Source organism: Moraxella sp. CTOTU49097 (genome assembly GCF_032064105.1).
Taxonomy (GTDB): domain Bacteria; phylum Pseudomonadota; class Gammaproteobacteria; order Pseudomonadales; family Moraxellaceae; genus Faucicola; species Faucicola osloensis_B.
Genome location: NZ_DAMBOA010000021.1, coordinates 1 through 25,688 on the forward strand (window position 1 = coordinate 1; position 25,688 = coordinate 25,688).

Consider the following 25,688-nt stretch of genomic DNA (forward strand, 5'->3'; position numbering starts at 1 on the left):
CGTGATTGATGAAGAACAATTACAACGTTATCGCGGTCAAAGCGTGATAGATGTACTTCGTGGACAAGGTGGCATATATGTTACTCAAAATGGTGGGGATGGTGCGAGCAGTGGTGTCAGATTGCGTGGTTACTCCAATAGTCAAGTCTTAGTATTAATCGATGGGATTCGTTACAGCTCTGCAACCGCAGGTGGAGCAGCATTATCGCTGTTACCAGTCGACCAAATCGATAGAATAGAAATAGTTTATGGCGCTTCTGGCTCAAGTCTTTATGGCTCAGATGCGATGGGCGGCGTGATTCAAATTTTTACCAAAGGTCAAAATGCTCAACAATCAAATATAGCCTTGACCTTGGGTGCAGGTTCAGAGGACAGCTATAAAGGTCAAATTACAGGACAATTGGTTAATTCTGCAACGACCTTAAGCCTTTCTACGGGTTATGAAGAGACCAATGGCATTGACGCGACGAAACCTTACGCTCAGTTCGGCATACATCATGCTGACAAAGACGGTTTTGAGTCCAAAAACGCAAGTTTGGTCGCCAAGCATAAAGTCAATGACAATGTTGAAATTGGAGCAACAGGATTATTTGCAAAATCCACTACAGATATTGATAGTGGTTCAGAAGTGCCAAACGCGTATGCTGACCAAACAAATGCGGCCGTCTCAGCTTTTGCCGATTTTCAACAAGATAAACTGTCTGCCAATATTAAATATGGTCAAAGTTATGATAAATCTACCACGTATGATGGTGCAGATTGGCAAACAGGTCGCCTAGACGATGTAATCAATACGACTCAGAAACAAGTAACCATGCAGCTTGGCTATCAGTTGCCACTCGGTAAGCTTATCGGTGGTTATGAGAATTTAAAACAAGAAGTTGATAGCTCTAATGATTATGACGTGACTCACCGCACTATCAACAGTGAGTTTTTGGGATATCAACTCGCTCAAGATAAATATGATGTGCAATTAAATGTGCGTCACGATGATAACTCACAATTTGATAGCAAAACCACCTACAATGTGGGCGGTGCGTATCGTCTTAGCCCCAACACTCGCATTGGTGCATCATACGCAACCAATTTTCGTGCCCCCACATTCAACGATTTGTATTGGCCAGGCTCAGAAAATCCCAACTTAAAACCTGAAACCAGCAAAAATGCAGAAATCTTTATTGAAAACAGCAATCATCATCAACACACACGCGTAACAGCCTACCAATCTAAATTTACCGATAAATTAGCTTGGGTAACCACCGACCCACTTACTTATACAGGTCAAATGCAAAATATAGATAAAGCGGATATTAACGGTATTTCGTTAACCAGTGACTGGCAGCTAAATAATACTTTATTTGGTCTAGGTTATGATTATCTAGATACTGAAGATAAAAAAACGGGCAAAGAATTAATTTATCAACCCAAAAACAAAGGTATTGTTTACCTAGGCTATCAACAGCCAAAATATGACATTCGAACGGAGCTACAATACGTCGGAGAGCGTTATCGTGATGCCAACAATTCACAAACTCTAGACAGCTATACCTTGTTGAACCTGACTGGGAATTATTATATCAGCCCCAACCTAACCATTAGCAGCCGACTTAACAATCTAACAGATAAAGATTATGAGACCGTTTATGGCTACCGCCAAAAAGGCATTAATTCCTTCATCTCACTAACCTACCAATGGTTCTAAATTTTTATATCTGCAGTACATCAAAGGGCATAGATTTTATGCCCTTTTTTTATATGTCTTTTTTTAGCAATTACGTTTTAACTTTTGCACTATTTTGGTTCAAAATATATCATACTACGATTAGCACGTTGCTATAAATGAGGGATTTTTTAATATCAAATGACTGATTTGCTGTCCATCGTTCTATTATTTATCTGTTATGACAATAATCCAAATATTCTCCAATAGTTTATTGGCATTTAAATTGCACTTTAACCATTGCTCAAATTTGTGGTAATTATCCAATGACCCATCCTACTTTTTTACATAGTCTCGAATCCAACCAGAACCTGTTTGATGATATGTTCAACAACCTACTATCAGGGTTAATTGTCGCTGACAGCAACTACGAGTGCGTCTATATCAACGCGACGGCTGAGCAGATTTTGTCAGTTAGTCAGCAGCATTTACTTCATAAAAATGTTATCGATATTTTAACCCCCGCAAACTATGAAAAATTACTAACGCAAGCATCAGAGCAATCGCATACGGATGATGACCCGATAACGCATAAAAAAACCAAAGCACAGGTCAAATTGGCGCTGCAAAACCAATTTGAACATACCAAAAAAATGTACCAAGCCTTCATTCATCATGATTGCACCATTTTGGGGCTAAGCGCTCAAGGGATTGGTGCACCATTATTGGTCGATTATGGGGTTTCCCCATTAGAAACCGCTGCGGGTTTTTTCTATTTGATCGAAATTTGGGCAAAAGATCGCGAAAGTCGTATTCAACAAGAACAATATCAAAATCACCAACATTTGATAACCCGTCAAATGATTCGCAGTATGGCACACGAGGTCAAAAACCCTTTAGCCGGCATCCTTGGGGCAAGCCAGCTGCTTGAGAAGAATTTTAATCAAATCATGAAATCTGATGGGATTGTGAACTATATCAATGACACCAAGGCGCAAAAGGTCGCCAATTATCTCAGTATCATCATGGATGAGACCAGACGACTCAATAACTTGGTGACCCAATTGCTGGGCGCGCCAAATTTGCCCAACTGGCAAGTGATTAACGTGCATGAGCCCCTGCAGCATGTACTAACGTTGGCAGAGATACAAAACCCCAATATTAGTCTAGTCAGAGACTTTGATTTATCGTTGCCAGAAATTACCGCTGATAAAGACCAGCTGGTACAAGTATTTATGAATATCGTCAATAATGCGATACAAGCGCTCAATGAAAACGACATTGTGTCGCCTATCATCACGGTAAAAACCCGTATTCAGCACCAACAAACCATTGGCGATATACGACATAAAAGCGTCTTGCGCGTCGATTTTATTGATAATGGCTTGGGCATTGATAGTGAGTTGTTACCGCAAATTTTTTATCCTTTGGTTACAGGACGCGCCAATGGTACAGGGTTGGGACTGGCACTTGCTCATGACATTATGCAGCGCCATCAAGGGCAAATCAGTGTGACCTCTCAGCCAGGTGAAACCCTATTTACGATTTTTTTACCTTGGCAAATTCGACAAATAACCAAATGACCAATGGATAGTTTAACCCTGATACACCACAGCATCATGACTGATCGGCTATGAATTTTTCAATCAATAATGTTTAAACCAATACAGTTTCCCATATAGGGTTTTTATATGACTTATATCAATAATAAAACGCCAACCACCGAGCCTATTGTTTGGGTCATCGATGACGACCAAGCGTTACGCATGATTTTGGAAGATACGCTGACAGATAGTGGGTTTCAAGTGCAAACCTTTGGTAATGCGCAATCGGCGTGGCGGCTACTACAAGATAGCGGGCAAGACAGCCAAGCGAAGAGTGACCATAGTGCCTCCTTGCCAAGCGTCATCGTCACCGATATTCGAATGCCGATGATGAACGGGTTGGACTTTAGCAGTAAAATCAAACAAGCCTTTGCACAAATTCCTGTCATCATCATGACCGCGCATGCCGATGTGCAATCTGCGGTGGATAGCTATCAATCAGGCGCGTTTGATTACTTACCCAAGCCGTTTGAGTTAGATGATGCCATTGCCATGGTGAAAAAAGCTTGCCTGCAAAGCCAGTCAAACCAAACACAAAAGCGCAGTAAGCCTGAGAACTACAACGACTCTCTGATTCGTGATGCACAGCAGCAGCCAGCGCAAAAAGTAGCAGTCGCGCCAGAAAAAGCCACCACCAACCCATCGGGCATCATCGGGCAATCGATTGCCATGCAAAAAGTATTTCGTGCAATTGGTCGCTTGTCGCATATGCCGATGACAGTCCTCATCACCGGTGAATCAGGGACGGGTAAAGAGCTGATTGCCAGTGCCTTACACGAACATTCACCACGCAAATCCAAACCGTTTATCGCGCTCAATATGGCGGCGATTCCGCATGATTTGATTGAAGCTGAACTATTTGGTCATGAAAAAGGCGCGTTTACGGGTGCCACTACCACGCGCCAAGGGCGTTTTGAGCAGGCGCATGGCGGCACTTTATTTTTGGATGAAATCGGCGATATGCCTTTACCGACCCAAACACGTTTGCTGCGCGTCTTAGCAAATGGTGAGTTTTACCGTGTCGGTGGTCTCAAACCCATTAAAGTCGATGTACGTATCATCGCAGCAACCCATCAAAACTTAGAAACCCTTGTGCAGCAAGGCAAGTTTCGCGAAGATTTGTTTTATCGGCTAAATGTCATTCGACTGGCGCTACCTTCCCTACGTGAGCGCCGCGAAGACATTCCGCTGTTAATCGATTTTTTTATGCAAAATATCGCCAAAAGCATGCATACCCCCACCAAAACCATCACGCCGTCTGCCATGCATATTTTACAAAGCTACCCTTGGCAAGGTAACGTGCGCCAACTTGAAAATACCTGCCGCTGGCTCAGTGTGATGACAACAGGGCAAACCATTCAGCCCAGTGATTTGCCACCCGAGATTTTACAAGCGTTTGAATTGCAAGATAGCAAGCCTGTAACTACGCGTGAGCCCAATACACATAAGACACATAACTATCAGCCCGACACTCAGTTTGAGGCACCTGCTAGCGACCATCCGTCATCTTTACCAGCTCCCAGTAACAGCCCTAGTGCTAGTTCTAATCTCAGTGCACATTCGAGTGATCTGCAAATGCCTTTGTCCGCTACGACGGTCATACCGACCTTGCACGCATCACAAACTGTCGCAACCGCAGATTGGATCACCCCGCTGCAAGTTTGGGCACAGCAAGCACTGGCGGAAGGACAGTACGACATATTGCAAACCGCTTATCCGATGTTTGAGAAATGTTTACTTGAAGTGGCACTTGCCCATACTGCTCAGCATAAAGGACAAGCGGCTGACCTACTGGGTTGGGGGCGCAATACCGTGACCCGAAAATACCAGCAGTTGATTGAAGGCAAGCCCGTTAAGCCGTCATGATTGAGACAAGGTCAACTCACAAAGTACTGGTTATCATAAAAAATAGCTGTCAGTCGCTCGTGACTGACTTAAAGCCACTATCAGCTTCAAATCCACTCAACCATACCGAGCTTTGGTATGGGGTATGGTATTCAACCCAATCGCCGCCTATAGCCGTTGTCGTTAAACAATTACTACCTCACTTTAGCGCAACCAATCTCGCCCATTTTGAGCAAGAAATTAACGCCCTTCATCATTGCCAGAGCCTAGCGATTGACAGCACCCATCATACAAGCGGCATTCCCACGCTGTATGCTTCAAACCTTCTACCCGACACCCTCATCTTTGACCAACAGCAGCCGCAGCAACTTGTTGGTCCTTGTCTGGTCATGTCGTATCATCCAGGGGAGACGTTAAAATCCTTGCTGTATACGCATGCTAAATTGCCCATACTCAGTCTTCCGCAAAAAATGACCATTTTTTTACATAGTTGCCAAGTGGTCAACCGTTTACATCAATTTGGGCTGATGCATTTGGATCTCAAACCCGCCAACTTTATCGTAAAACCCAATCTTGAAGTGGTGTTAATTGATTTTGGTCTAAGCAATTTTAGTTTTAGTGATATTGGTTTTAGTGATATTGGTTTTAGTGATTTTGGTCTTAGTGATACTAGGGCAAAAAATGATTCACTCAACTGCAAATCTCACACCGCTGGTACACCCGCCTATATGAGTCCTGAACAATTCACAGGAAAGCCTGTTGACAAGTTTAGCGACTACTATAGCTTGGGGGTGGTATGGTACGAATTATCGATGGGATGTCTGCCTTTTATGGCAGATGATTATCCTGATTGGGCAATCGCGCATTGCCAACAGCCCGTGCCTTTTTTATGCCCAAATCATCAGCTATCAGAATTTGCTTGCCAAGCTTGCCAGCCTTTTATCGACAAACTGCTGGCAAAACGCGCGGAAAACCGTATTAATGACTTGGCAAATATTATCAATGCGCTAAAAATTCTACTTAACCAATAAAAAAATGCGTTTTTTTTAAAAAACCCCTTGCCAAAGCGAAATTTTTCTATATAATAGCCAACCACAAAGACACTGATACAAATATTGAGTCAACACTTTGAGGCAACTCATGGGGCTGTGGCGAAATTGGTAGACGCACTGGATTTAGGTTCCAGCGCCGCGAGGTGTAAGAGTTCGAGTCTCTTCAGCCCCACCACTCAAATCGGTATTAGTTAAATTAACCTGCCTCTCGCAGGTTTTTTTATGCCTAAAATTCCTGTCTATCTTATCTCATCCTTGCTTACTGGCTTACTGTTAGCCAGTATATTACTCATTTTGTTGCTAAAAATTTTTTAACTGATTGCCAACTAGCTACTTTTTAACTTGCATCTAATATTAACCACCCCATCTCTATAGTTAGCTTGTTTACTGCTAACTATGTTAATTTTTCTACTGCCTTTTATAAGCCTATATTCCTATGAAAATTTTACAATCGCCCTATTACCAGCCACGAAAGCTGCTCAGCGCCTCCTCTGAGCCGCCCTATACCGTTCAACTTATTGAAGACAACATCCAATACGCTAGCAAATATAACCCTTTTGAGTCGCTACTCGATGATATTTTCCCTGGAGTGCATGTTGGCAACCATGATATGGTGATTCGCAAAGAGCAGCTCAAAGATTTTGAGCGTTGCACCGATTTTACCACCGTCGCCTATTCGCATAAAAATAATACTTTATATGAACGTGAAGCTTGTTATTTTCATCCCAAATATGAAGTATTCATGCTCACCAATGAAGATTTGTCCAATGACTATGACGAGTACATCTTTGAGTCAGGCTTGTTAAAAGTCGTCAGTATTTACTATATTTCGACCAATCCGCATTCGGCAGCGAGTGTCAAAAACGTGTTTGATGAATACTTGCAAAAGTATGTGTCGCAAGAGGCTAAAGTATCGATTTTACTCAAAGAAGTCCATGGTTTTGTGTTTAAAACCCATCGTATCAAGCCATTTCCCATCAATTTAGACACCATGTATCACGAGGATTTTCTGCCCGTGCATCAACATATCAAAGAATCGCTCAATCACGATGGTAAAGGCGTGGTACTGTTGCATGGTGTGGCGGGTTCAGGTAAAACTAACTATATCAAATGGCTAACTAGCCAAGTGCCTAATAAAAAATTCATCTTTGTACCCACTACCATGATTGGATATTTGACTAACCCTGAATTTATGTCACTATTGGTGGATAATAAAAACTCGGTATTAGTGCTGGAAGACTGTGAGAACTATATTGCCGAACGTAGCATTGATAACGCCAATACCGATGTGGTATCAGCGATTTTGAACATTGCTGATGGTATGCTGTCGGATGTGTTGGAGTGCCAGTTTATTTGTACCTTTAACTCCGATATCTCAAAAATTGACCCCGCGCTGCTGCGTAAAGGTCGATTGATAGCTGAGTATAAATTCAAAGAACTGTCCGTCGAAAAATCCAACGCGTTTTTGGCATCGATTGATAAAGCTATCACCGTCAATAAACCGCACTCATTGGCAGAGTTAACCAATATGGATCATCTATCCTATCGGGAGAAACAAGCAGAAAAACCCAAATTTGGTTTTGTATAATTATTAAGCCTAATCATTAATTATAGTCATTAAACATCATCAGCAGGCATAAAAAAAGGAGCTCAATGGCTCCTTTTTTTATACTAGACGTTACTAAACCTAGACCTAGACATTGTCGATTTGCTTTTCATCAATGGGCACAAGCTCAATTGCTGTTTTATCGGCATTCATACGAATCGAAACCGTACCGCCATTCACCAAATCACCAAATAATATTTGCTCTGCCAATGGTTTTTTGATTTCATCTTGAATCAAGCGGTTCATTGGGCGTGCACCCATGAGACGATCGTAACCCTTTTCTGCCAGATAATTTCTGACTTCATCATCAATTTCAAGCACCACTTTCTTGTCATCAAGCTGGGCTTGCAGCTCAACCAAGAATTTATCAACCACCGATACGATGACATTTTGATCCAATGGGTTAAATTGAATGATGGCATCCAAACGATTGCGAAACTCTGGGGTAAACATCCGTTTCATCGCTTCACTATTATCGCGGCTATGGTCTTGTTTGGTAAAGCCCATGCTGTTGCGACTGATGCTATCAGCACCGACATTGGTGGTCATGATCAGTATCACTTGTTTAAAGCTTGATGTGCGACCGTTATTGTCAGTGAGCGAGCCATGATCCATCACCTGAAGCAGCAAGTTAAATACGTCAGGATGGGCTTTTTCAATCTCATCTAGCAATAGCACACAATGCGGGAATTGATTGATTTTTTCGGTCAATAAACCACCCTGATCAAAGCCCACATAGCCTGGCGGTGCCCCAATCAAGCGTGACGCTGTATGTGCTTCCATATACTCAGACATATCAAAACGAACCAGTTCAATGCCTAACAAATTCGCTAACTGACGACTGACCTCAGTTTTACCGACACCCGTAGGACCGGCAAACATAAACGAACCAATCGGTTTATCATCTGGTTTTAAGCCTGCACGTGACAACTTTATGGCATCTGCCAAGTTTTTGATGGCTTCATCTTGACCAAACACCAGATGTTTTAGGTTACTTTCAAGATTTTGCAGCACCGATTTGTCATCCGTTGAGACGGATTTTGGCGGGATGCGCGCAATTTTTGAGATAATATATTCAATTTGCGGAACATCAATCACTACCTCGCCATCTTTTTGTGCCGCATCAATCACTTTATTATCGGCTTCGCTTAACATAGCTTCAGGTTCGACAACACCATCTGCTGCATGGCTAACATCCAAATCATCGATAAGTGCGTCTTCATCCACCACAGGCTGATTTGATAGCTTGTCATTTGCAACGGCATCAATGGATTGATTGCTGTCCACACTAGATTCAACATCATTTTCGGCTTGTTTTTGCAGGCGAACAAATGCACCCGCTTCATCAATCACATCAATGGCTTTGTCAGGCAAAAAGCGTTCGTGAATGTGTTTTACCGCCAGATGCACAGCACTTTGTAGCGCCTGATCGGTATAGCTCACATTATGGAAGTTCTCATATTGTTTTTTCAGACCGCGTAGAATATCAATCGTTTCATCAATGGATGGCTCGTTGACATCCACTTTTTGGAAACGACGACTTAAGGCATGGTCTTTTTCAAATACTTGGCGGTATTCGGTAAAGGTGGTTGAGCCGATACAACGCAGCTCACCGGATGCCAACGCAGGTTTGATTAAATTTGACACATCCATATTGCTGCTCATCGATGAGCCTGCGCCAATAATCATATGGATTTCATCAATAAATAAAATCGCATTGGGCTTGGCTTTTAAAGCATCTAGGAGCGCTTTCATCCGTTTTTCAAAATCGCCGCGGTATTTTGTACCGGCAATCAGCGCGCCAATATCTAGACTATAAACCACACAACCTGATAATGGTTTTGGTGCTTTGTCATTGACAATCAGCCATGCCAGGCCCTCTGCAATCGAGGTTTTACCCACCCCTGGGTCACCCACCAGTAGCGGATTATTTTTGCGGCGACGGCATAAAATCTGCGCGGTACGCTCGATTTCTGCTTGGCGACCAATTAACGGATCGGTGCCACCCGTAGAGGCTTTTTGATTAAGATTAATGGTAAATTCAGTCAATGGGTCTTTATTGGCTTTTTCACCCGTTTCTTCAGTTTCAACACTGGTCAATTTGTCGCGCACTTTTTTGTCTTGACCATGCGATAGATACTGTGTTAACTCAAGTCGCGTCACCCCTTGTTTTTTAAGCAGATACACCGCGTAGGTGTCATGCTCTGAGAACATAGACACTAGCAAATCTGAGCCTTCTACCAAACGGCTGCTGGCAACCGATTGAACATGAAAAATCGCCCGCTGCAAGATACGGTCAAAACTGCGCGTTGGTTGTGGCGAGTAATCTTCGTTGATATCGACCGTTGGGGTATGTTCATCAATATACTGGATCAAATCTTTGCCAAGCTGATCCACATTGACTGCACAAGCCACCAAGGCTTCTACCGCATTTTCATTCTCTAACAGTGCCAATAGCAAATGCTCGACCGTTAAATATTCATGTGCACGTTGTTTTGCGAGTGTCACTACCAACCGCAACGTGCTTTGTAATTCTAAACTTAACATAAGATGTCCTTAATACGTGTCACCGACGGTTTTTGATTTTGCCCTACTTGAAAAATCATGCGTTATATAATTGATTGGTTTGATGTCTTTATTGCTGTTGATGGTTATTTGCGTTGATGTTTTCTCAAGTTTCATTTGCCGTCACCTCAGCGCCAAATATCTTATGGATATCTGGCTAATCATGCTAAGTTCGGTTAAAAGGAAGTAAAAATGAAAGATGACAAAATGGGAAAAATCAAAATCATTAGGTTTAATATAATGACATTGCTAATAAATTCAAGTGATAAAACGTAGTTAATGGCGGGTTTTAAAATGGCAAAAAATTTTGATGGTAAATAAAATATTCAATGGTGAATAAAGGATACAAAGACGGTACCATTAAAAATACAGTACAAGAAGGTTAAGATAATAGGCTAAGAAACATTGATAAACAAAATTAAGAAATTAGGCTGAGCGACAAGGTTAAAAGCTTAAATAGCAAACTGCCACTAACCTTGTGGTTCGATTTGACTCAGTAACGGATAGCCTGCCTGACGCGCTTCACGGTTGACGGCTTGGGCTTTGGTTTCTGCGATGTCCTTAGGGTATATACCGGCAATTCCTTTGCCTTGTTGATGAATGGCAAGCATAATACTGATAGCCGAATCTAGCGTATGTTTAAAATGATTTTGTAAAACATCCACCACAAATTCCATTGGCGTATAGTCATCGTTATACATGACCACCGCATACATCTGTGGTTTTTTCAGTTCAGGGTCAGCCAATAGCACATCTTCGACAGGATCGGTATTTGGCGCGCCTTCTATATCGGTCAAACGCGCTGGCAATGAATTTGGTGATTGGCTAGGTGGCTGTTTAGGGGAATGTGTTGGCAACCATGCCGGTAGGTGCCAATCCATATTCGTGGTGGTTGGCTGTGACACGACTGATTGACGAGAAAAATTAAGCGTTTGAAGCATCATTAATTAAACATTTACCCAATATTAGATTAAACATTGATTATACTACTTTGCAGCAGTCGTTGCGGCAGGTTTTTGCGTATTGGCTGTGCTTGCCACTGGCGTGCTATCGGTCGAGCTCACAGGTCGTTTATCCGCTTCAGGCGTTTCTTCAAGCGTATATGGCATGTTATCAATCGGCTGACCGAGTTGCCAATCATACACTTGCTCAGTTTTTTGGTTGCCGGCGGTTAATTCAAGTTTCACTTGTTTGGGTACAAAGTTTTTGGGCATCAAAAACCGCCCGCGAATTCTTGCAATCCCATGAATCGAATAACTATTGGGTTGTAATGGTACTTCGACCATATTAACTTCATCGAGCAAGGTCAATTTCGGTATCAAATTTTTTGGCTGATTTGACGGATCGACCATACCGACATCAAAGCGGTATTCATAAGCATTTTCTGGCAACGGTGCGATTTTTGCCCCGATGACTTGTAAACTCATACCGCCTTTTTTGGCAAGCGACGTGGTTAAGAATTGCTGACCTTGTTCAAGCTGTAAGTTGGTGACTTTTAGATCTTGAATATCGGTACGCAGTGCTGATAGGTTCGCCAAGCTGATATCACGCTCTTGCTGCGCGGTGGTTAGTTGGCTTTGCAACGTATCAGATTTTAGCTTTAATGATTTGATGTTTTCTGCTGAGATTTCAAGACCTGCGGCGGTTTTTTTCGCTTCTTCAGCCGCAAAGCTTAAGCCGCGATGATAACCAATGCGTTGACCTAACACCAGTGCAATGATAGCAACTAACAACAAACTAACCGCAAACGCAATCAACCACCCAGACACCTTGTTGGGTTGGGTAATATAATTGCGTTGTGCTTCTGGCAAAGATTGAGAAGAGTTATTATCTTCGGGCAAATCCATAGAGATACTCAAATTGAAAAACGATCAAAACATGGATAATCACAGTACTGATGATAGCTCAAAAAGGGTTGATGAATATGACATCCATTAAAGCGAATCCCATTATAAACAAAAATTATGATGAATTCAGCTAAATTTATTGACCGAAAAAATAATAAAGTTAACCCATTTCATCATAGCGTCATATTTTTTTGGCTAGAAAGAATAAAGCAGTGCTTGTTATGGCATTAATATTTATAAATACGCTGACCATAAATAGCTTAAGAAAATAACTTAAGCAAACAACTTATTAAAGAAATACCTTAAGGCACTACGGCGACCAATTCCAACCCTGTTTGCTCTGCAAGCCCAAACATCACATTCATATTTTGCACGGCTTGTCCTGCCGCACCTTTGACCAAATTATCTTGTACTACCAAAATCGTCGCCATCGGGCTATTTTCTAGTGTTTGCACCGCAATTCTTAAATAATTGCTACCGCGTACACTACGGGTATCTGGGTACATCCCTTTTGGCATGACGTCTACAAAATATTCGTTTTGATAGCTGGTTTCATATAAAGATTGTAAATCTAACGCTTGACCCGCCGCCGTCAAGCGAACATGAATCGTGGTAAACATACCGCGAATCATGGGTACCAAATGGGGTACAAAGCGGATATCATGCGGCTGAAAGCGTTTGCTTTGACCCAATATCTGGTCAATCCCTTGGGTAATCTCTGGACCATGACGATGACCTGCCACGCCATAGGCACTAAAACTATCCGAGGTCTCGCTAAACAATAAATTCATTTTGGCTTGGCGACCGGCACCTGATACGCCTGATTTGGCATCAATAATAATCCAAGGTTCAATCAATGCCTGCTGCTGGCTGTTTTGGGCATCGATTAGCGGTTTTAATCCCAAAATCGCCGTGGTGGGATAACAACCTGGGTTGCCAATGACCTTGGCTTTGGCAATGGAATCACGATTGACTTCGGGTAACCCATACACAGCGTCTTTTAAAATATCGGGGCAAGCATGTTCAAGTTTATACCAAGTTTCAAAATCTTGTAGCGACTGCAAACGAAAATCTGCCGCCAAATCGATGACTTTAGTGCCATTTTCGGTTAAAAATCTGGCATGCTTCATCGCAACGCCATGGGGCGTAGCAAAGAATACTACATCACATGCTGCTAATTTTTTTTCATCTAAATCCGAAAACGTTAAATCGGTCACGCCCCGCAAACTTGGAAACATGTCATCGACGCGCCTGCCCGCTTCTGAGCGCGATGTCAGCATCGTCACTTGTGCCTGTGGATGACGACTCAATAGTCGAATTAGCTCTACGCCAGTGTAGCCTGTACCACCGACAATACCTACTTTGATCATGGTCGTCTCCTAATGTTGGTATTAAAGTTTGTAATCATGCACCGCATCAATAAAAGCTTTGGCATGGTCAGGATTAACCCATTGGTTAATGCCATGACCTAAGTTTGCTATATAGCCTGTTTTGTCACCGAGGCTATAGGCGCCCTGTAACATCAAATGCGTCTGCTGGCGAATATGCTCAGGCGATGCAAATAATGTCGCGGGGTCAAGATTACCTTGCAGCGCGATGCCTGTATGCCGCTTTTTGTGCAATTTGGTCAATGCTTTTTGCTGTTCAAAGACGATGCTGCGGGCTCTATCTAGGGGCATCGTCCAATCTAGTCCTAGCGCATCCGCGCCACTATGGCATTGGGTATCTAACCATAAACCGCCACCTTTGGTAAACAATACCACAGGTACTTCTGGATATTTTGCTTTGATCGCCGCGACAATTTTAGTGTTGTAATGGTGTGAAAATTCAACAAATTGGCGATGCGCCAATGCCCCGCCCCAACTATCAAAAATTTGTACTAACTGCGCCCCTGCGGCTATTTGCGCTAGCAAGTAATCAATCACGGCATCGGTGATTTTAGCGAGCAGCGCATGCAAGGTCTCAGGCTCGCCATACAACATGGCTTTGGCATAGCGGTATTCTTTAGAACTACCGCCTTCAATCATATAGGTCGCCAACGTCCACGGACTACCTGAGAAGCCAAATAATGGCGCACGACCTGCCAGCGCATGACGAATACTGGTCACCGCTTTCATCACATAGTCGAGTGCATCTGCCATCGCGACGGTTGGCAAGGCTTCAACCTCTGCCATGCTTCTGACAGTTTTGTGAAATTTGGGACCTTCCCCTGCCTCGAAATACAGACCCAAACCGAGCGCATCAGGAATGGTTAAAATATCACTAAACAAAATCGCCGCATCCAACTCAAAACGGCGAAATGGCTGAATGGTGACTTCCGTCGCCAAATCGGTATTTTTACAAAGCGATAAAAAGTCCCCGGCTTGGGCGCGGGTTTTTTTATACTCAGGCAAATATCGACCGGCTTGTCGCATCATCCACACAGGCGTCACATCCACAGATTCAAAACGCATGGCTCTTAAAATGCGGTCATTTTTTAACATCGGAAAGTTATGGGTCATGTCATTGCCTTTAAAAATAATCTCGGATAAAATAATCTTGGGTAAAAATACTATTGAATCAGTCTAAAATTAGTTAAATTTCAATCAAGAGTTGTCGAAAATTATACGATAATCGCCATATTATCACGATGGACCATCACGTGGCGTTCCTCATTTTTACCCAAAATCGCTTCAATGTCGCTATTGCGTTTGCGAGCGATGCGCTTAGCTTCACTTGATGAGAAATCCACCTGACCTACTGCGATACGTACCCCTGCTTTATCAACGCACTCCACCACATCGCCCTCATCAAAATCACCTTGCACTTCAATCACCCCGACAGGCAATAAGCTTTTGTTATTTTTAATGATGGCATCCACTGCGCCATCGTCAATCACCAAGCGACCTGCCATACGCAGATGCGCGGCTAACCATTGTTTTTTGGCAATGCGTTTATCATCGTCATTGGTGGTGAGCATCGTACCTAACGATTCCCCTTTGACCACGCGATTAATCACGTTATCGATGCTGCCGCTGACAATCACGGTGGGACAACCACCCATTGCCGCAAGCCTTGCCGCACGAATTTTGGTAATCATGCCGCCACGACCCAATTTACCACCATCTCCCGCCACGTCAAACAAGTAATCTGCCATTGCCCGTTCGCTCTTAATCAGCTTGGCATCAGGGTTGGTACGAGGATTATCGGTAAATACGCCTTGCTGGTCGGTCAATATAATGTATAAATCAGCTTTGACCATGGCTGCCACCATCGCACCTAGACTGTCATTATCACCAAATTTGATTTCATCGACACTGACGGTGTCATTTTCGTTAATGACAGGCAGCACGCGCCATTCAAGTAGCTGATTTAACGTACTGGCGGTATTGAGATAACGATTTCGATTGGCAAGATCGTCATGTGTCAGCAGTAACTGCGCGCTTTGTACACCATACTGAATCAACGCCGACCACCAAGTTTCAATCAAGCCCATCTGCCCAATGGCGGCGCAGGCTTGCAAGGCTTGTAGTTTTTTGGGGCGTTCTTCCAAATTCATCCGCACCACCCCTTCTGCCACTGCCCCTGAGGATACCAGCAATACTTGGTAGCCTTCATTATGCAGCTTGGCAATTTGCTTCGCCCATTCATAAATTGCGGTGCGATCTAAGCCTTTACCATTATTGGTCAGTAGCGATGAACCAATTTTTACCACAATGGTGTTGGACTTAAGGGCTTTTTTAGTTGAGCTAGGTGAGGCGGTGGCAGTCATAAGTTGGCTATTATAATCAGTCAAGTGCAATTTTTTAATCAAATGAAATGCCATAATGGCTTGGCTGAGCATTGTAACAATTTTTACTGGCTTTATAAATGCTAATTCGATGCTGGTATCCGTTAAATATCACACCTTTTTGTCATACGCATTTTTATCCCAATCAAATAGCAACCATTAAAAAAACAAATTGACATTGTCAACTAAAAAATATCGACTTGAGGTTTTCTCAATTTAGATGAGTATAACTTGCTATCAACTTTGCTTTTATATAAATTTGCTCATCTTCATGTGCTACTGGGTTTATCAAATTTATGAAAAGAGCTGTTGTCACCACTTCCTCATCTTGTCTTGAAGCCCTCGGATTGTCGCAAGGCATAGACATTCTGCGCTTACACGTAAATATCAATAACGTTGATTTTATCGATGGTAAAAATATCACCAGTGAGCGTCTAGCAACCATCATGAAAACCAACCTCAAATCGGTGGCGAGGACATTTCCGCCATCCATCCATGAGATGCATCTGTTGTTTAATGATTTGATTGCTCACGGGGTCACTGAGGTATTCGTTTGCGTTATCTCGTCCAAATTTAGCCAAACTTTGCCCATGCTAGAAGAACTCAAAGTACATTATGCCAATCGTCTGCATATCTTTGTGTATGACACCAAAACACTCAATATTGCTGAAGGTGCGCTGGCGTATGAGGCAAAAGTGTTGATTGAGCAAGGTGAGTCGTTTGAAAACGTGGCAAAAAAACTTGACGATTTGCGACGTCGCAGTGAATTTTTATTTACCCTCAGCGACTTGGACTATATTATTCGCAACAAAAAATTGTCCGCCCCTGCCGCATTTGTTGCCAACTTATTTGATATCAAACCGATTATGCAAATTAATCAAATTGGCGAGATTGTCGCGGTGGAAAAAGTGCGCAAACTTGAAAAAACCCTGGCTACCATGGGAAAAACCGTCGAAAAACTTGCCGTAAATCAACCCGCGTTTATCTATTTGACAGATACGGGGCATCATGAAAGCACCGAATTTTTTAAAAAAATATTGGCGACCCATTTTGGTTGGCATGATTTGCCTGTCATTCGCGTGTCGACTATTTCACTTGCCAATCATGGCTTGATGGGAACAGGTATTGGGGTGTTTTATGGTGAATTACCCTACATTGTCAAAGCATTAAAAAAATGACCCGTCCTTATCTACATTCACCTAATAAAAAAGGTTAGCCTGCGCTAACCTTTTTAAAGCTATTTCAATCACCGCTAAGGTGCGTAGACCACTTCTACGCCATCATCGTCATCGTAGTCGTCGTCATCAAAATCATCGTCATCCAATGCGCGACCTTCACGCTCAGCTTTACGTTTGGCACGATACGCTTCTTTTTGCTCTTCCGTATTGGCACGCACTTCCGCTTCCAGTCGTTCAAAACGCAACCGCTGACTTTCAGCAAAGTCGGGATCGGTTTCTTCCATCTCGCGCTCTTGTTCGATTTCGTTCATCAAATGCCAAACCACGGCATCAACCCCTTCGCCTGTGAGCGTGGAGGTACGAAAAACCATCCCTGTCCAACCAAGCTCTGCCACGATGTGGGTGCAAAGTTGGTTTAATTCTTCTGCGGGTACTTGGTCGATTTTATTTAAAATCAAAATCTGTGGCAGTTTTGACAGCTCTGGCGAGAATTTTTCTAACTCATTAAAAATCACTTGGGCGTTTGCCACAGGGTCGCTACCATCAATGGGCTGTACATCGACAAGATGCAATAATCGACGGGTACGAGCGACGTGTTTTAAAAAGCGGATACCCAGTCCAGCCCCTTCAGAGGCGCCTTCAATCAGCCCTGGGATATCTGCCATGACAAATGAGCGGTGTTTGCCCACATCCACGACACCTAGATTGGGTACCAAAGTGGTAAATGGATAATTGGCAACTTTGGGTTTGGCAGCAGAGACTTGACGAATAAAGGTGGATTTACCCGCGTTTGGTAGACCAATAAGACCCACGTCAGCTACTACTTTTAGCTCGAACTTCAAGACTTTTAATTCGCCTGGGAAACCTGGGGTGGCACGTCGTGGTGCTTGATTGGTAGAGGTTTTAAAATGGGTATTGCCTTGCCCGCCGTCACCGCCTTTGGCAATCCTCGCCGTTTGCCCTTTTTTGGTCAAGTCCGCTAAAACCTCACCTGTTTCGGTATCAACCACGGTGGTACCGATGGGTACGGATAGATAGATATCATCCGCCCCACGACCTGAACAGTTTTTGGCGCCGCCATTTTCGCCGCGTTTGGCATCATAGCGACGTGTAAACCGGTAATCGACGAGGGTGTTGGTGTTGTCGTCGCACACCACATACACATCACCGCCTTTGCCGCCATCACCGCCATCGGGACCGCCTTTGGGGACGTATTTTTCTCGGCGAAAACTGACGATACCATTGCCGCCGTCGCCTGCTTTGACTGTTACGATTGCTTCATCGATAAAACGCATTGAAGACTTTCCTTAAATTCTTGGATAACCAAATATTATAGCATGAATTTTAGCAAGAAAAATTTGAACACAATCGATGTTTGAAAATTTATTCAATAAAAAACCGCCCAAACTTGAGCGGTCTTGTAACCGTCCTTAACGCTTAGGAACACTTAGGCATTTTTTGCCATGGTTTCAGCGACACGCAATACTTGGGTGCTATAGCCCATTTCGTTGTCATACCATAGGTACATAACTGCACGGTTGTCTTGCGCAAGCGTAGATTTGGCGTCCCAAATCGCCACTTTTTCACAGCCCACAAAGTCGGTAGAAACGGCTTCATCCGAATCTGAATAAGCAATTTGCGCTTGCCATTGTTCGCTCTCAGTGGCTTCTTTGATAAAGGCATTGAGTTCATCGCTTGAATTGACTGGGTTTTTGAAATTCAAATTCAAAATCGCAAGGCTCACGTTTGGCGTTGGTACACGTACTGAGCTACCTGACAATTTGCCTTTTAATTCTGGAATTGCTTTACTGACCGCTTTGGCAGCGCCTGTGCTTGTCATTACCATATTTAAGGTTGCAGCACGCCCACGACGCTCGGCTTTATGGTGGTTATCGACCAAGTTTTGGTCATTGGTAAACGCATGGATGGTTTCCATGTGACCGTTTTCAATGCCGTATTTATCGTTTAAGAGTTTGAGCGTAGGGGTAATGGCATTGGTGGTACAGCTTGCCGCTGATACGATGGTATCACTGCCGATGGTGTCATCATTGACATTGTAGACGATGTTTTTGATATCGCCCGACGCTGGGGCAGTCAATAGCACTTTTTTGGCACCTTTTGATTGTAAATGCTTGCCAAGACCTGCTTCATCTTTCCATTTACCGGTGTTGTCGATGATTAAGGCATTGTCGATACCATAAGACGTGTAGTCGATTTCGCTTGGGTCAGAAGCATAAATGACTTTGATAAAACGACCATTGGCGATGATACCGCTGTTTGCTTTATCCACCACCACTGAGCCATCAAACCAGCCATGTACCGAGTCACGCTCAAGCAAGCTTGCACGTTTTTCCAAATCGGCTTCACCGGCTGGACGGACGACGATGGCTTTTAATTGTAAGCCTTTATCTGAGGCAGGACGGCTCATCAGCAACCGAGCCAAAATACGACCGATACGACCAAAACCATATAACACGACATCTGTCGCAGGCACTTCGTCACCGCTGGTAAAGCTGTCAGCTTGTTTGCCTGCTTTGAGCGCTTGACCCAAGTCCACAGTAGTATGGCTTAAATTTTGGTCGTTTAACGCGGTGGCAAAGGCGAGTGTATCAGCGATGTTAAGGGCGTTTTTGTCATGATGAGCGATAATATCAACAAGGTTTAAGGCAATGCGGTTGCCAAAAAACAACACATCGACGCCTTTATTGGCTAGGGTATTTAGCTCAACTAATAACTGAACCGCTTGGGCTTCTTGATTTTTGCGAGTAGTGAGGTGGTCTTGGTAAAGATTGGCAGACATAGTATGACCTTTTTTTGTGAAGGAAAAATAAAATCTGTGAAAAATGCAGCAAAAATAAACGCCTAAATTGTAACGGAATTTAGGCGTTTTAGCAATTTTAAAGCAGGGTGTTTCAACTACCTAGCTTATCGGCTATTTTGTACGGTTTTTTGCAATTTACTGACATCATAGCCTTGAGATTTTGCGGTAGCGACCATTGTTTGATAAGTGTCTTCATCCATCGTGGGTGTGCGTGACAAAATCCACAAGTATTTTTGATTTGGTGTACCCACCAACGCATGGTTATAATTGGAGTCTAAAGCAAGCACCCAATAGTCGGCTTTACCCACAGGCAACCAGCGCAATCCTTGCGGCAAGAAAGTAACTTTGAGTTTACTGCCACTGTCGCCATTTTTGGTGGCTTCACCAATGCTTTGCATGGGTTTGCCATCTTTGCCCATACATTGGTTATTGACTTCCACCTTGCCTGTCGGTTGTAGGGTATAAGTAGCGGTGACATCACTGGCACAGTTACGCTGAAAAAACATCGGCAAACGGGCAATTTCGTACCATTTGCCCGCATAACGGTTTAAATCAACGCTTTGCACCGCCTGAGCTTTACCAATACCTGTGGGCTTGGCAGTGGTTTCGGTTGCGGTGTTTTTGTTGGGGGTGGTGGCGCAAGCACTCATCGCAATTAATGTACCTGCAATACCTGCCACTGCTAGCGTTTTTTTACTCATTATTCTCATTGTGTATATCACCTTATTTTGCTCAGTCTTATTGCACATTAAAGTAATCATTTTAGCCCAAAATAAACACTCAAACGGTGATTATTGGGGTATTTTTTGTCAGCCAGTTGTTACAGTGAATACGCTATTGTCAAATAGCAACGCCCAAACGGTTATGGGCGTTTTTCATTAGGTTAAAGATTGTACTCAGTGTAAACAACAAACCGACTAAGTTAAAAAGCATAACGACTAAGTAAAAAACAACTATGCAAAAAATGATTGCAATTTTTTGACCCGTTGCAATACGACAAAGTCCAGTATCGCTATCACCCCTATCGCCATAATCGCTGTCGGAAAAATACACGCCACCACGAGCAATAGCCCTGCAAATGGCCAAGGAATAGGCAGTTTTTTGCCAGATGCGGGCGGCTGTAAGCCTTTGGTATTGGCGGGGCGGCGTTGCCACCACATCACCAGACCACTGATACTTATCACTATCACTGCTAGACAAAATAACACATTTGCCAAGATACTTGCCCACCCCATCGTACCCATATGCAGGGCAAGTCCTGTTGCCATAAATTTGCCAAACGCATTGTAGTCTTGATAGCGAATATCCGCCAAAATTTTGCCTGTGTAGCGGTCAACATGGACGGTGCGGTCAGCCATCGGATGGGTCATATCATAACTCATGGAATCTTGGCTCATCGTCCATACGCCTTTGTCGTCCTGCGGTAAGTTGAGTTGATAACGTCCGACAAAACCCAACTGGCGAGCGTAATTATCCACGCTATCAAGCGTAATTGGCATACCCGGTGGCAAGCCCTCTTTGCCTAGCGAGGTGCCACTGCGGGGCATCGGGGTGAACTCCAGTACCCAAGGTACCTCTTTGGTCTTGCCGTCATTGAGCGTATTGCCATGGGTGTGAACGTGCACCGCTTGCTCACCCGCCGCCCCGTGGATATGCCCTTGCGTGGATTGTGGCAAAGTGGCAGGCATCGCTTGCGGTGGCGAATTGGGCAATATAGAAACAGGGGTCGGCTCCACACCCCATTTTCCTGCGGGAAACTGATTCCACGCTTGCACCATTTTTTCACCCCAAATCCCTGCCCACGCCAAGCCTGAAATACAAAAAAACAGCAATACCAACGCCACCCAACTGCCTAGCGTGGCATGAATGGTGCGAAAGATTGAGCGTTTTTTTAAGTCATCGATTTTATTGGGTATTAGCATCTTTTGCATTGAAGGTTTTTTTTGCCACCACAAAAAAATGCCTGTAATAATCAGCAAAATCGTCAAAGAAGCGGTCAACTCTTGGATAAAATCGCCAGTTTTGCCCATCATCAATTCGCCATGAAGATTGTCCAATTTATGATATAGGTTACTTTGGCGAGGAAAAGTTGTTATTACTTGCCCTGTATAAGGATTCACCAAAACCATGTTATCAATATGTTTTTCTACCGATTTAACCCGAAACAATGCCACCGTATCTTGACTACGTGGGGCGGTATATTGGGCGACTAGCCCGTCTTTAGTATCTGGCAAAATCGCAAGGGCATTTTTGGCTTGGGTAGAAATCGGTACGCTGGTGGCTTCTGGCACGACCTTGACGCGGTCATTGTCACGCCCCGTGGTGTTGGCAAGCAGCACCATGCCAAGCCCTGTGGCCGCCAAAACTATTAAAAATGGGGCGACAAATACCCCCGCATAAAAATGCCACCGCCAAATGGTGGTGTAATAACTGGAGATTTTAGATTTTTTCATAACATTTCACTGAAGTTGTTTAAATAAGGTTGTTGCAACAGCAAACGCTTCTCTTAAATTATTAAGAAAAGTCATTAGCAGCAAACGAATTAATAACAAAGATTAGGGTGAAATGCTGGCGAAGCGCGGCTTGGTGGGCGCAAAAACGCCACAAAGCGCCGAGACAATACGCGATAAAGCGCCTGTAACGAAATCGTGTAGGCTAACAATAAGCGAACCACAAGCTCAAAATCAAACTTTGGCATCTCAAACGCCAATAACGCCAGACAAATATCACAATCATGGGATACAGCGTGGTCGCTATTCAAATCGTTTAGAGGGTCGTTTAGCGGGTCGGCTTGACGAGTTTTATGGGTTAAATGTTGCTGAGCATGATGAGTAGAGTGGCTATGGTGATGCGCATGCGGCTGTTGGGATAAATCTTGAGAAGATTGGTGGTTTAATTCGTGGTTTAATTGATGACTTAATTGACGACTTACAAGCAGCGGCTCGAGTTTGACGCACAGCCCATGTCCCAATGTCACCTTATCCAGCCATAAAGGCGCAAGCAGCGGTGACAGCTGCATCAGCCACGCAAAACACGCCAATAGCATCCCCATCCCCATAACGCGGGAGGATAAAAAATGATGTTTGGCGGGTTTAAACCACAGGATTGGCATATCGCTAGCACTAGCCACAAAATATGTAACCAAATTGTAACAAAAAAATCAACCTGTTGGCTACTTTTTATACCTTGTCGACCAATAACCGAATACCCGCGATTCCCATCGCCCCATGCTCATAGGCGGTGGCTAAATCTGCCTGCCCCACGCCGCCCAGCGCAAACACCGGCACATCACAGATATTTGCCAATTCCCCCAAAGTTTGCCAACCCATGCCCCCACTTTGAAAGGTTTCTGGGTGTGTCGGTGTGGCTTTCACCGGGGATAAAAAACAGCCCATTACAGTATGCGAGGTTGCCAAGGTATTTAATCTGCTTAGGCTATGTTGGTCATGGCAACTGGCAAAATAGCGATAATTTTTTGATAAACTTGAGAAATCAAGCGTGATGAGTTGTTGGTGATTTAAATGAACCATGCCGTTTTTTAACGACGCATCTAAACGCTCAGGTAAGTACTCAAATAAGTGCTCAACTGTTGCATATTGAATAATCGGGGTGATATCCGCCCTCATCGTTAACAAGCCCTCAATCATAGCGATGGCATTTTTATGGCTGGTTTGCGGGCGAAGATAACAATGGGCATCTTGAGGCAGTTTTTGGCTATAAAAATCAACCCACATATCCACACCAACGAAGCTATCTAAAGGCTGGGTGATATAAATCGTATTAGGCAATCTCAACCACTCTAAAATTCGCGCATTGGCATCGGGTAGCGGGTACTGGTTGGCAAGCAAGTCTGACTGATGAACCCATGTGACGGCTTGACCTTCCTTGCCTTTACCTTCTTGCAAACCATCAAACTGCCCTTGACTCACTTCAATTTTAAAAACGTGCAATGCCACGGTTTTATCAGCATAATCATGGCGTATCACCCCTATTTTGACTGCAGTATTTTGCGCGATATCCAAACCAATCTCCTCATGGACTTCACGGATTAACCCTTGTGTTAGGGTTTCCTTTGGCTCAATTTTTCCTCCAACAAATTCATAGCGATTGCCTTGGTGTTGACTGGCATGGCGAAATCCGAGTAGATATTGCTTGTTAAAATGTATCACCGCGACTGCCACATTGACGATTTTTGACATATTTTTCTCAAACTATTGATTGTTACCCATTATAAAGCATTAAATTTGATGAAAAAGTGAAAAAAGTCACTTGACGACCCATTAAATATAAATGATAATCATTATCAATTAAAACCACTATTCGCCCATCTTACAGAGAAAAGGAGTATCCCATGCTACACTTATTAAATCGCGCTAATCTCACCCAACAAAGTTCCTTGCCTACGCTACATTCCAATCATTTATTTGCGCTGACCAAAGAGATTCGCATTCAGCATGACGGCGAAGAATACCGTCTTCGATTGACCCGTAATAACCGCCTAATACTCACTAAATAGTGACTCACCAAATAGTGACTTACCAAATAGTCTCCGTAAAATGTTAATATAAAAAAGCCAATCTTCTTCAGAGTGGCTTTTTTAGAGGGCTAAGTTGATAGTTTCTGTTGCCCGTCACCGTGCCCAGTGACTGGCAACAATCAACTGAATTAACCCATGCGAATAGCCCCGTCCAAACGAATGACGTCGCCATTAAGATAGCTATTTTCGATGATGTGTACCACCAATTTAGCAAATTCTTCTGGGTTGCCCAAACGTTTGGGAAAAGGCACGGCTTGCTCAAGACTGGTACGGGCAGCTTCTGGCAGGCTTGCCATCATCGGTGTGCCGAACACCCCTGGGGCGATGGTCATGATACGTATTTGATGGCGCTGCAGCTCACGCGCGAGTGGTAAGGTTAAGCCCACCACACCTGCTTTAGATGACGAGTAACTGCCTTGCCCGACCTGACCATCGAATGCGGCAATTGAAGCGGTGTTGATAATCACACCTTTATCTTCGTTACTGTCTGCAGTATTTTTTGCCATCGCCGCCGCTGCCAGTCGCGCCACATTAAAAGTGCCGATGAGGTTAATCTGGATACCACGGGCAAAGGTGGTTAAATCGGCTGGATTGCCTTCTTTGTCCAGTAATTTTTGCACCACCACGATACCGGCACAGTTGATTGACCCTGATAATTTACCAAATTTGGTCACACCCGCCTCAATCGCATTTTTGACATCCGCTTCGCTGGTGATGTCACATTTTGCAAAAATCACGTTGTCGCCCAATTTCGCCACTAATTTCTCACCGGCTTCTTGGTTGAGATCGGCGATAATGATATTTGCGCCATGCGCCACCAAATAACGGGTTGTCGCTTCACCTAGACCTGACGCGCCGCCTGTGACCAAAAAGGTATTATTTTGTACTTGCATTGTTTTTCCGTTAACCTGTTTTTTTTGTTGGTGTTAAAAGCCGTGGGTTTATGTGATTAAATTTTTCACGGTTATGGCTGTCGGTGTACGCGGCAGCATGGTTGACACCCGATCGCCTTTTTTCACCCCCAAAGAAGTGAGCAAATTTGCCATTTTACCGCTTAGTTTATCGAGCTGTGCGTAAGTGATTTTATGGATATTACCTTGGGTGTCTTCATGCACTAGTGCGACTTTATTTGCCTTATCAGACTGGGCGTGACGACCCACACATTCTACATAGGCGTTGATACCATTGATGCGGCAACCTTGCA

At 43.7% G+C, this 25,688-nt stretch carries 21 protein-coding genes and 1 tRNA gene; 8 read left to right on the forward strand and 14 right to left on the reverse strand.

What is annotated here, in order from left to right:
* The 6 genes from RT064_RS09520 to RT064_RS09545 form a co-directional block, all read left to right on the forward strand.
* A partial coding sequence (locus RT064_RS09520) for a TonB-dependent receptor domain-containing protein (protein WP_313063064.1) occupies positions 1-1,702 on the forward strand: 1,702 nt, incomplete at its 5' end.
* 284 nt (positions 1,703-1,986) lie between these two features.
* A complete protein-coding gene (locus RT064_RS09525; protein WP_313063065.1) occupies positions 1,987-3,243 on the forward strand; it encodes a two-component system sensor histidine kinase NtrB in 1,257 nt (418 codons plus the stop codon).
* Positions 3,244-3,351: 108 nt separating this feature from the next.
* Complete coding sequence (locus RT064_RS09530; RefSeq protein WP_313063067.1) at positions 3,352-5,130, forward strand: sigma 54-interacting transcriptional regulator; 1,779 nt, start codon at positions 3,352-3,354, stop codon at positions 5,128-5,130.
* A 59-nt stretch (positions 5,131-5,189) separates the two neighbouring features.
* Entirely contained in the window at positions 5,190-6,140 is a 951-nt protein-coding gene (locus RT064_RS09535; protein ID WP_313063068.1) for a serine/threonine-protein kinase, read from the forward strand.
* Positions 6,141-6,251: 111 nt separating this feature from the next.
* Positions 6,252-6,336: transfer RNA gene (locus RT064_RS09540), tRNA-Leu, on the forward strand.
* Between the two features lie 261 nt (positions 6,337-6,597).
* A complete protein-coding gene (locus RT064_RS09545) occupies positions 6,598-7,749 on the forward strand; it encodes an AAA family ATPase (protein WP_144917843.1) in 1,152 nt (383 codons plus the stop codon).
* Between the two features lie 105 nt (positions 7,750-7,854).
* Here RT064_RS09545 and RT064_RS09550 read toward each other — a convergent pair whose 3' ends face one another.
* The 6 genes from RT064_RS09550 to proB all read right to left on the reverse strand — a co-directional run bounded on the left by RT064_RS09550 (position 7,855) and on the right by proB (position 15,930).
* Complete coding sequence (locus RT064_RS09550; protein ID WP_313063070.1) at positions 7,855-10,314, reverse strand: AAA family ATPase; 2,460 nt, start codon at positions 10,312-10,314, stop codon at positions 7,855-7,857.
* Between the two features lie 488 nt (positions 10,315-10,802).
* Positions 10,803-11,276 carry an ATP-dependent Clp protease adaptor ClpS gene (locus RT064_RS09555; protein ID WP_313063072.1) on the reverse strand — a complete coding sequence of 158 codons (474 nt, stop codon included), beginning with the start codon at positions 11,274-11,276 and terminating at the stop codon, positions 10,803-10,805.
* Between the two features lie 42 nt (positions 11,277-11,318).
* Entirely contained in the window at positions 11,319-12,179 is an 861-nt protein-coding gene (locus RT064_RS09560) for a hypothetical protein (RefSeq protein WP_099834177.1), read from the reverse strand.
* Positions 12,180-12,481: 302 nt separating this feature from the next.
* On the reverse strand, positions 12,482-13,549 hold the full coding sequence (gene argC / locus RT064_RS09565) for an N-acetyl-gamma-glutamyl-phosphate reductase (protein WP_313063074.1): 1,068 nt from the start codon (positions 13,547-13,549) through the stop codon (positions 12,482-12,484).
* Between the two features lie 21 nt (positions 13,550-13,570).
* The gene (gene hemE, locus RT064_RS09570; RefSeq protein WP_313063076.1) at positions 13,571-14,680 is read right to left on the reverse strand and encodes a uroporphyrinogen decarboxylase; all 1,110 of its coding nucleotides are present in this window, start codon (positions 14,678-14,680) and stop codon (positions 13,571-13,573) included.
* A gap of 101 nt (positions 14,681-14,781) precedes the next feature.
* Positions 14,782-15,930: a glutamate 5-kinase gene (proB, locus tag RT064_RS09575; protein ID WP_313063077.1), complete on the reverse strand. Its 1,149-nt coding sequence runs from the start codon at positions 15,928-15,930 to the stop codon at positions 14,782-14,784.
* A 314-nt stretch (positions 15,931-16,244) separates the two neighbouring features.
* Here proB and RT064_RS09580 point away from each other — a divergent pair, with 314 nt between their 5' ends.
* Complete coding sequence (locus RT064_RS09580) at positions 16,245-17,126, forward strand: DegV family protein (RefSeq protein ID WP_313063078.1); 882 nt, start codon at positions 16,245-16,247, stop codon at positions 17,124-17,126.
* A gap of 74 nt (positions 17,127-17,200) precedes the next feature.
* Here the strand turns inward: RT064_RS09580 and obgE are convergent, their stop codons facing one another.
* The 6 genes from obgE to RT064_RS09610 form a co-directional block, all read right to left on the reverse strand.
* On the reverse strand, positions 17,201-18,421 hold the full coding sequence (obgE, locus tag RT064_RS09585) for a GTPase ObgE (protein ID WP_159771027.1): 1,221 nt from the start codon (positions 18,419-18,421) through the stop codon (positions 17,201-17,203).
* Between the two features lie 152 nt (positions 18,422-18,573).
* The gene (locus tag RT064_RS09590) at positions 18,574-19,926 is read right to left on the reverse strand and encodes a glyceraldehyde-3-phosphate dehydrogenase (protein ID WP_313063079.1); all 1,353 of its coding nucleotides are present in this window, start codon (positions 19,924-19,926) and stop codon (positions 18,574-18,576) included.
* 125 nt (positions 19,927-20,051) lie between these two features.
* A complete protein-coding gene (locus RT064_RS09595; RefSeq protein WP_409519559.1) occupies positions 20,052-20,657 on the reverse strand; it encodes a lipocalin family protein in 606 nt (201 codons plus the stop codon).
* 243 nt (positions 20,658-20,900) lie between these two features.
* A complete protein-coding gene (locus RT064_RS09600) occupies positions 20,901-22,400 on the reverse strand; it encodes a PepSY-associated TM helix domain-containing protein (RefSeq protein ID WP_313063081.1) in 1,500 nt (499 codons plus the stop codon).
* A gap of 89 nt (positions 22,401-22,489) precedes the next feature.
* The gene (locus tag RT064_RS09605; RefSeq protein ID WP_313063082.1) at positions 22,490-23,077 is read right to left on the reverse strand and encodes a hypothetical protein; all 588 of its coding nucleotides are present in this window, start codon (positions 23,075-23,077) and stop codon (positions 22,490-22,492) included.
* A gap of 49 nt (positions 23,078-23,126) precedes the next feature.
* On the reverse strand, positions 23,127-24,146 hold the full coding sequence (locus tag RT064_RS09610) for an NUDIX domain-containing protein (protein WP_313063083.1): 1,020 nt from the start codon (positions 24,144-24,146) through the stop codon (positions 23,127-23,129).
* 152 nt (positions 24,147-24,298) lie between these two features.
* Here RT064_RS09610 and hemP point away from each other — a divergent pair, with 152 nt between their 5' ends.
* A complete protein-coding gene (hemP, locus tag RT064_RS09615) occupies positions 24,299-24,463 on the forward strand; it encodes a hemin uptake protein HemP (protein WP_138017991.1) in 165 nt (54 codons plus the stop codon).
* 149 nt (positions 24,464-24,612) lie between these two features.
* Here the strand turns inward: hemP and RT064_RS09620 are convergent, their stop codons facing one another.
* Together RT064_RS09620 and RT064_RS09625 are read right to left on the reverse strand one after the other, a co-directional pair.
* Positions 24,613-25,377, reverse strand: a complete 765-nt coding sequence (locus tag RT064_RS09620) for an SDR family NAD(P)-dependent oxidoreductase (protein WP_313063085.1) — start codon at positions 25,375-25,377, stop codon at positions 24,613-24,615.
* 48 nt (positions 25,378-25,425) lie between these two features.
* Positions 25,426-25,688: AMP-binding protein (locus RT064_RS09625; RefSeq protein ID WP_313063086.1), on the reverse strand; the 263-nt coding region annotated here is incomplete at its 5' end.

What these genes read in the sequence shown, in the direction of transcription:
- RT064_RS09550 (WP_313063070.1), bottom strand. Translation starts at nt 10,314, where the DNA reads ATGTTAAGTTTAGAATTACAAAGCACGTTGCGGTTGGTAGTGACACTC.
- RT064_RS09525 (WP_313063065.1), top strand. Translation starts at nt 1,987, where the DNA reads ATGACCCATCCTACTTTTTTACATAGTCTCGAATCCAACCAGAACCTG.
- RT064_RS09590 (WP_313063079.1), bottom strand. Translation starts at nt 19,926, where the DNA reads ATGTCTGCCAATCTTTACCAAGACCACCTCACTACTCGCAAAAATCAA.
- hemP (WP_138017991.1), top strand. Translation starts at nt 24,299, where the DNA reads ATGCTACACTTATTAAATCGCGCTAATCTCACCCAACAAAGTTCCTTG.
- obgE (WP_159771027.1), bottom strand. Translation starts at nt 18,421, where the DNA reads ATGCGTTTTATCGATGAAGCAATCGTAACAGTCAAAGCAGGCGACGGC.
- hemE (WP_313063076.1), bottom strand. Translation starts at nt 14,680, where the DNA reads ATGACCCATAACTTTCCGATGTTAAAAAATGACCGCATTTTAAGAGCC.
- RT064_RS09560 (WP_099834177.1), bottom strand. Translation starts at nt 12,179, where the DNA reads ATGGATTTGCCCGAAGATAATAACTCTTCTCAATCTTTGCCAGAAGCA.
- RT064_RS09555 (WP_313063072.1), bottom strand. Translation starts at nt 11,276, where the DNA reads ATGATGCTTCAAACGCTTAATTTTTCTCGTCAATCAGTCGTGTCACAG.
- RT064_RS09530 (WP_313063067.1), top strand. Translation starts at nt 3,352, where the DNA reads ATGACTTATATCAATAATAAAACGCCAACCACCGAGCCTATTGTTTGG.
- RT064_RS09620 (WP_313063085.1), bottom strand. Translation starts at nt 25,377, where the DNA reads ATGCAAGTACAAAATAATACCTTTTTGGTCACAGGCGGCGCGTCAGGT.
- RT064_RS09595 (WP_409519559.1), bottom strand. Translation starts at nt 20,657, where the DNA reads ATGAGAATAATGAGTAAAAAAACGCTAGCAGTGGCAGGTATTGCAGGT.
- RT064_RS09580 (WP_313063078.1), top strand. Translation starts at nt 16,245, where the DNA reads ATGAAAAGAGCTGTTGTCACCACTTCCTCATCTTGTCTTGAAGCCCTC.
- proB (WP_313063077.1), bottom strand. Translation starts at nt 15,930, where the DNA reads ATGACTGCCACCGCCTCACCTAGCTCAACTAAAAAAGCCCTTAAGTCC.
- RT064_RS09545 (WP_144917843.1), top strand. Translation starts at nt 6,598, where the DNA reads ATGAAAATTTTACAATCGCCCTATTACCAGCCACGAAAGCTGCTCAGC.
- RT064_RS09600 (WP_313063081.1), bottom strand. Translation starts at nt 22,400, where the DNA reads ATGAAAAAATCTAAAATCTCCAGTTATTACACCACCATTTGGCGGTGG.
- argC (WP_313063074.1), bottom strand. Translation starts at nt 13,549, where the DNA reads ATGATCAAAGTAGGTATTGTCGGTGGTACAGGCTACACTGGCGTAGAG.
- RT064_RS09610 (WP_313063083.1), bottom strand. Translation starts at nt 24,146, where the DNA reads ATGTCAAAAATCGTCAATGTGGCAGTCGCGGTGATACATTTTAACAAG.